Below are 6032 nucleotides of genomic sequence, written 5' to 3' on the forward strand. Positions count from 1 at the left end.
TCAGGCAACCGTCTGTGGTGTTTGCAGAGCTAAGATTGGCGGCTTAGCGTTGCACTTCGGAGTTGAATCCGCCATTTTTCATCAGGATTATCTAACCCCTTAGATCTCCATAGCACTTTAAGCTGCGTTCTCAGCAAAAAGCGAACTTTCTCGCTAACTGGTGCCGTTTTCATCTCCGGTGGGATTTGATACACATTCAGCCAGAACAGCGATTCGCGATCCGCAGGTAAACCGACTCCACTTCCCATCAGGCGCAATTCCCGCTGTTCGCCGGGTAAGAGCTTAAGGACGGGGGGCAGCACCACAAACCCACTGGCTGCGTTGTCCGGGGTGGATAACGGATCGCCGTCATCAATCCAGCTTTGCACCAGTACCGGGTAATCCCCGTCGTTCACCAGCTTGACGGTTTTTTGCTGTACGCCGCTTTCAAACACCACCCGGGTGGTATTCACATTCACCACCGCCAGCGCCGGGCCTGCCAGTAAGAGCAGGCTACTGAATACGCAGTAATATTTGCGCACGTGACTGATAGCTTCCCGCCGTTGCCGCATCGCTGCCAAAACGCCCCAGACGCGCTTCAAATGTCTCATCATAGTAATTGATACCGTCCTTTGTTTCCGTCAGTTGCTGGCTTCCCGCCAGTACCGGTGTCCACCCGCCCGCCTTTCCCGTTCCGGCGACACTGCTGGTGAGAAAATTCATCGCCTGCCCGGCACGATAAACTCTGACGCCAACCCCCTGCGCTCGCCCGGCGGCGCTGTAGTTTTCATCCAGTAGCCAGGTCACCGCGCTGCCGCTGGTCAAGCCGAATCCCTGCGCCGTGGCGATACTGCTTTCCGATGCCAAAAACCCCAGCGCCACCTGCCCCTTGTTAGCCGTCACACCCGACACCACCGTCGATTCACAGGCAAAGGCCAGCTGGAACGGTGCGAAAGCATATTCCCCGCGATTCAGCGCGGCAGCGGTAATGGGTGGCAACACCACATTCGGCGTGAAGCTGGTGACCTGGCACATGGCTGACCGCTTCACCGCAATATTGTTGCTGTACAGGCTAATCACCGAGGGCCAGTCACTCGCCCAGCCGGCCCAGTTACTGTTACGGTGCGCCTGGCCAATATTGATCCCCCAGGAGGTGGTACCCGGCCCCCGAAACACCACGTAGGCGTTCGGGTTCACAAACGCATTGTAGTTATAGGGGGCATCCACAGCGTAGTAACGGGTATCCGCCGTTTTGAGCAACTCCACGCTTATTGAGGAAAAATTCTTGGCCTTAATCAAGAAGTTGCCGTCGCTGTCGGTATCCAGATTCTCCAGCGGCCGCTGCTGCCAGATGTCGGTAAAGTGGCTGCCGCTGGCTTCGTGGGTGATCCGCAAGGCCACATTTTTGATTTTGGTTAAATAGGCGCCCGGCACATCGTTACTTTCATACCAGCCCGCGTGAATATCGTCACCGTTTGTCGACCAGGCTTCGAACAGTTGCCCGGCGGTATCCGGGGTACAGCGAAAGAACACTTGTTCCGGGTCGTACCCGCCGCCTTTGTGCGCATAGGTGGTAAATGGGATGCCACCCGCCGAGGTCAGCACCGTACCGGCGGGCTGAAAGCTGTTGTTGCTGGTCAAATCCACGGATTTGCTCAGGCCCGGCAACAGACCATTCCAGGCGTCGTTACCGCCGCCGGTGCGCCAGTTATTGCCAATGCCGTCGTTTTCCCCGCTCAGGCGATGTGTCCCCTGTGCGCCGCTCGTCCCGGATTTATATGGATAAATAATGTATTCGCAGGTCGCCGCCGCCATCCCCGGCGCCAGCAACATGGCCAGTAATACTAATTTTTTCATCATGTTATCGTCCTTGTGCGCAAGGCAGTTTCAGTGCAATCAGCGGCTCTTTAAGCTGCGCATCACTCAGTTTCCAGTGCAGGGTACAGCCCTCCGCTACGCGTAATGCGCCTTCCCGCTCCCCGACTCGCGCGTAAATTTGATTCCCTTGCCCGACCATGCCGATCACTTTGCCCTGCGCATCGCGTACCTGTTCACCCGGGAGCAGCGCGGGCTTGCCGCTTACGCTAATCAGCAACGCATATCCACGCAGAGTCGCGAAGGTCAGTTTCACCGCCGCCCCCGCCATCGGGGCGATACGCCGCTGACTCTCCTGCAGCTCGGTCTGGCTATCCATCCCGGTGCCGTCCAGCGAAATGGTGTTGTAACGATAAGGGGTGAGCGAAGGCACCAGCGCAAAGCCGCTGCTGTTTATCGTCGTCCCCCTGGCTACCGCTGACTTTCGCCCCTTCCGCACCCGGCGCATTCACCAGAGCAAAGGTTTCGCCTAGCCACGGCCCGGCCACAATGCCGTCACGATGCACCACCAGCGCACCCCGCGCACCCGCCGTCAGCTGCTGATAATCGCTGGCGCGCGCATAGCTCGCATTGAGGCTGCCCAGCGAGGTCGTTTGCTGCAGCGACCCGCTCCAGTCGGTTTGCGAACCATTACCATCACGACCCTGTTGCCAGCCGCTGGAGAGCGCATAGTTGAGGGTTTGATCCTCGTTAAGCGCCCCCGCAAGAGACACCTGCGAGCTTCCTCCACTGCGTTTGGCCTGGCTTGCGGAGAACGACGCATAATGCTCGCGCTGGCCCAGCGTCAGCGGTATCGAAAGGGTCACGGTGGCAATATTCTCTTTCTGCCCCTGGCGTGTTGAACCGCCCTCTTCGTTATTGCGATAACGCCACCAGGCATCCTGGCGACTTAACGCGATATTGAGGCTAACACCGCCAATTGTGGTGCCATATCCCATCTGTAGCTGGGTATTGCGCCCGCGATTGCCGTAATAATCCATCACCGATCCCGATAACCACAGGTTGCCGTAATCCCCCAGCGTCTGGTTCACCGTTAAGGTGAACTGGTTGCGCTGATTGAGCGTATCCGAACGCCAGTTATTGCCCCGTTTCTGCGCGCTGCGCTCGCCAAGGACATCGCCAAAATCACGATATCCCTCAGTAGAGTAGCGATAGCCCGCCAGTGCCACGTGGGTGTTGGTGGGCAAAAAGGTTTTGCTCCACTGCGCCTGGACACGCCAGCCGCGCAGTTGTTCATCGCCAATGCGGCTTTGCGAGAACGTGGTATCCAGACCAAATGCCCCCGCCTCGGTCGCCAGCACCCCGCCGCCCACCAGCGCCTGGTAGTCGTCACCGATACGTACCCCACCGTTCGCGGTCAGCATATTGGCGATACCGCGCTCAAGGGTGACATCAGCGAAGACATTGCGCGTCGCCGTATAATCTCTCGCCCGCCCGACCACCGCGCTGTAGCGCCAGACGCCGGGGCGCAGCGCCATAGGCACGCTGGCCCAGGGGACGGTAAAACCGCTGACCTGACCGTCCGCCCCGGTAATTTCCACCTGTAAATCCCCGTTCCACGAGGAGTCCGGCAGGTCATCAATCACAAACGGCCCTTCCGGTACGCTGGTTTCATACAGCGTGCGGCCATTTTGTTTAATCACCACGCGCGACGGGCTGCGCGCGGTGCCGCGAACCTCCGGGGCATAACCGCGCCGGGATTGCGGCCACATCCGCTGGTCGGTTTCCAGCCGCACCCCGGTAAACGCCACGCTACCCAGCAGGTTGCCGGAGGTGTAACTCTCCCCGGCAGTCAACATGCTTTCCAGACGAGCAATCGGGCGCTGCACCCAGCTTTGCAGGTTATCCCACTGCTGGCGGCTCTCCCCCTGATAGCGTCGCCAGTTGGCGGAAGACTGCTGGCGAAACTGCCATGCGCCAACATTGAGCCCGGCCGTCAGACCGAGCCAGGCATAATCACTTTTCCGGCCGCCGTTATCGTTGCGGTAATAGTGGGTGTTGTAGTTGGCAAACAGCAGACTTTCACCGCTGTCCCACAGTTCCGGCGCAACGTAATCGCGCGGCGTGCGTTTGAGCAGCGCCTGCGGTACGCTCAGATCCAGACGCAGGGTGGCCTGTTCAAAGTGCAAGTCACCGCCGGAAACCCGCTCAGACGGGGTGTAGCATTCCGCCTGGGTTGGCGCTTTGGTGGTGACGCCCTGCTCCTGCCAGAATGCCTCCGGCAGACAGGGCTGCACGGCAGCGGATTTATCCGCGACAAAGGTGACATCGCGCTGGCTAATGAACGTGCCGTTAAGCCAGACATCGGCGCTGTACTGCCCGGCAACCAGTTGGCTATCGTCATTCAGACGGGCAATCCCTTCCCCGTAACCGCTGCCGAGTAGTAACGTTTCGTCGAAGGTGTAATCGGCGGCGTACAGCGGCAGCACGCAGAGCCCGCCTATCAGTGCGCTCGCCCCTTTCACGCTGCTCACTCCCGCCCTGGCGTACCGCTCAGGGAAGCACCCTGATCGTTAAGCCAGCTCATAGTGGCGTTATTCAGTACGCTGGCCGTTGCAGGCCAGGCTTCCGTGGACCAGGGAGCGATGGTTTTGCCGACAATCTCCTGCGTCTTACCACCGCCGCTAACCACCAGACGTGAGAGCGACAGGTAATAGCCGCTGTCATTGCGTAACCACAACTGCCCTTTGCTCAGCCCGACGCGGGTAGTTTTTGCCATCTCCTGCGGTGAGCCGGTCAGCCCGGCCGGGCGGTAGAAAACCTTCACCCGGTTGCGCATCATCACCAGCAGCTGGTTAGCCTGTTTTTCGCTTTCCTGTACCGGTGGGATCTGCATGAAATTCAGCCACCACAGGGACTCCCTGTCCGTGGGCGTCGCCTGCCCGGTAAAGCGCAGACGCACCGTCTGGCCCGCTTTCGGTGCCAGACGGAACAGCGGCGGCGTGGTAAAGAAGGGGGCGTTTGCTGTTTGTGGCGTGGATTTGACATCGCCATCATCCAGCCACACCTGTACCGCGGCCGGCCAGCTGTCGTTGTTGGTCAGCTGAACGCTCACCTCTTTGGCCCCTGCCGGGTAAAACCACCCGGCTGCCCGTCATCACGACACTGGACTGTGCCGAGAAGCACAGCAGCATCCCTGCTATTCCAGCAAACATCCTTTTCATTGCTGTGCCTTTTATCAGAGGTAAGTGATGGCGTACTGAACAGAACCCAGAACGGTACCCGCCGTAGCGCTGCCGGTTGGGCTGTAGTACTGAACCGCGTAATCGTGCGCACCTTCGGTCTGACCCGCCGCAACGGTCACACCCGCCACTGCCGTCGCGCTACGCAGATCGATGGGCGTTGCCCCCGTCGCATCCGTCAGCAGTTGCAGCTCAACGTTGGTCGCCGTACCGGTGTTTTCCAGGTTACCGGTGGCGCTGACGTTATTACCGATAAAGACCGTCTTGATATCCAGCGCGCCCGACGTTACGGCACAGCCGGTCACGCCCAGGGTGAAACTGGTCAGCCCTGCGGACGTGTCTGCCGATGACAGTTGGCTTTTCGAGACCGTCGGCAACAGAACCACCGGACGCGCCGTCACACCGTTAATCGTGACTTCACAGGTTTGTTCGCTGACTTCGCCCTTAAAGGTGATGGTATTTGTAGAGTCCGCAACGGCGGCCTGGCTTATAATAAGTGCGGCGATGCCCGTTGCGCAGGCAATATTATTGCGAAAATTGAGAGTCATTTTCATATTTCCTTTATTTTATTAATTCCTGATTACCGAAGATGAATCGTCGAAATAACCTGACGATTTACGGCAGTTTAAGATTATTCCTTACAAATAAAAGGTTTATTTTCTGAGCACAGATCATCTGGCATCTTAAATAAGAATTAAGATCTTAATCACCCAGCATAACAAATTGATTAATTTGAGAAGTTAAGAGACAAGACAGGCACCTGCCTGTATGATATTTATTCTCTTAAATATAAGAAAAATGACAACGTTGCCGCAAAAAGGGAGAATTAATAGAAAGGGGAAAGATTACTGAAGAACGTTTCCCTCTTCGACTGGCGGAGAGAGAAACGTTATTTATGCAGTGATTTATGCAATGGAAACTAGCGAATTCAGATAATAAGTGCAACGCTCGGACATGATTGTGGAGAGTGTAGGAGGAAGGGTTAACTACCGATAA

The 6032-nt window shown here is 57.5% G+C and carries 6 protein-coding genes; all 6 read right to left on the reverse strand.

Annotation, left to right across the window (positions count from 1 at the left end):
• Positions 1–29: 29 nt before the first annotated feature.
• The 6 genes from ACSZPU_RS22400 to ACSZPU_RS22425 all read right to left on the reverse strand — a co-directional run bounded on the left by ACSZPU_RS22400 (position 30) and on the right by ACSZPU_RS22425 (position 5584).
• Positions 30–521 (reverse strand): fimbrial biogenesis chaperone, encoded by a 492-nt coding sequence (locus ACSZPU_RS22400; protein WP_499003295.1) that lies wholly within the window; start codon positions 519–521, stop codon positions 30–32.
• Positions 493–1839: a fimbrial protein gene (locus ACSZPU_RS22405; protein WP_499003299.1), complete on the reverse strand. Its 1347-nt coding sequence runs from the start codon at positions 1837–1839 to the stop codon at positions 493–495. The genes ACSZPU_RS22400 and ACSZPU_RS22405 overlap by 29 nt, the downstream gene beginning before the upstream one ends.
• Before the next feature lies 1 nt (position 1840).
• Positions 1841–2227 (reverse strand): hypothetical protein, encoded by a 387-nt coding sequence (locus ACSZPU_RS22410; protein ID WP_499003301.1) that lies wholly within the window; start codon positions 2225–2227, stop codon positions 1841–1843.
• The gene (locus tag ACSZPU_RS22415; RefSeq protein ID WP_499003303.1) at positions 2166–4328 is read right to left on the reverse strand and encodes a fimbria/pilus outer membrane usher protein; all 2163 of its coding nucleotides are present in this window, start codon (positions 4326–4328) and stop codon (positions 2166–2168) included. Before ACSZPU_RS22415 ends, ACSZPU_RS22410 begins: the two co-directional genes overlap by 62 nt.
• Complete coding sequence (locus tag ACSZPU_RS22420) at positions 4325–4909, reverse strand: fimbrial biogenesis chaperone (RefSeq protein WP_499003306.1); 585 nt, start codon at positions 4907–4909, stop codon at positions 4325–4327. The genes ACSZPU_RS22415 and ACSZPU_RS22420 overlap by 4 nt, the downstream gene beginning before the upstream one ends.
• A gap of 123 nt (positions 4910–5032) precedes the next feature.
• Positions 5033–5584, reverse strand: a complete 552-nt coding sequence (locus tag ACSZPU_RS22425) for a fimbrial protein (RefSeq protein ID WP_499003310.1) — start codon at positions 5582–5584, stop codon at positions 5033–5035.
• Positions 5585–6032: the final 448 nt, after the last annotated feature.

The sequence above is a fragment of the Phytobacter sp. V69 genome, assembly GCF_965644215.1.
GTDB lineage: Bacteria > Pseudomonadota > Gammaproteobacteria > Enterobacterales > Enterobacteriaceae > Phytobacter.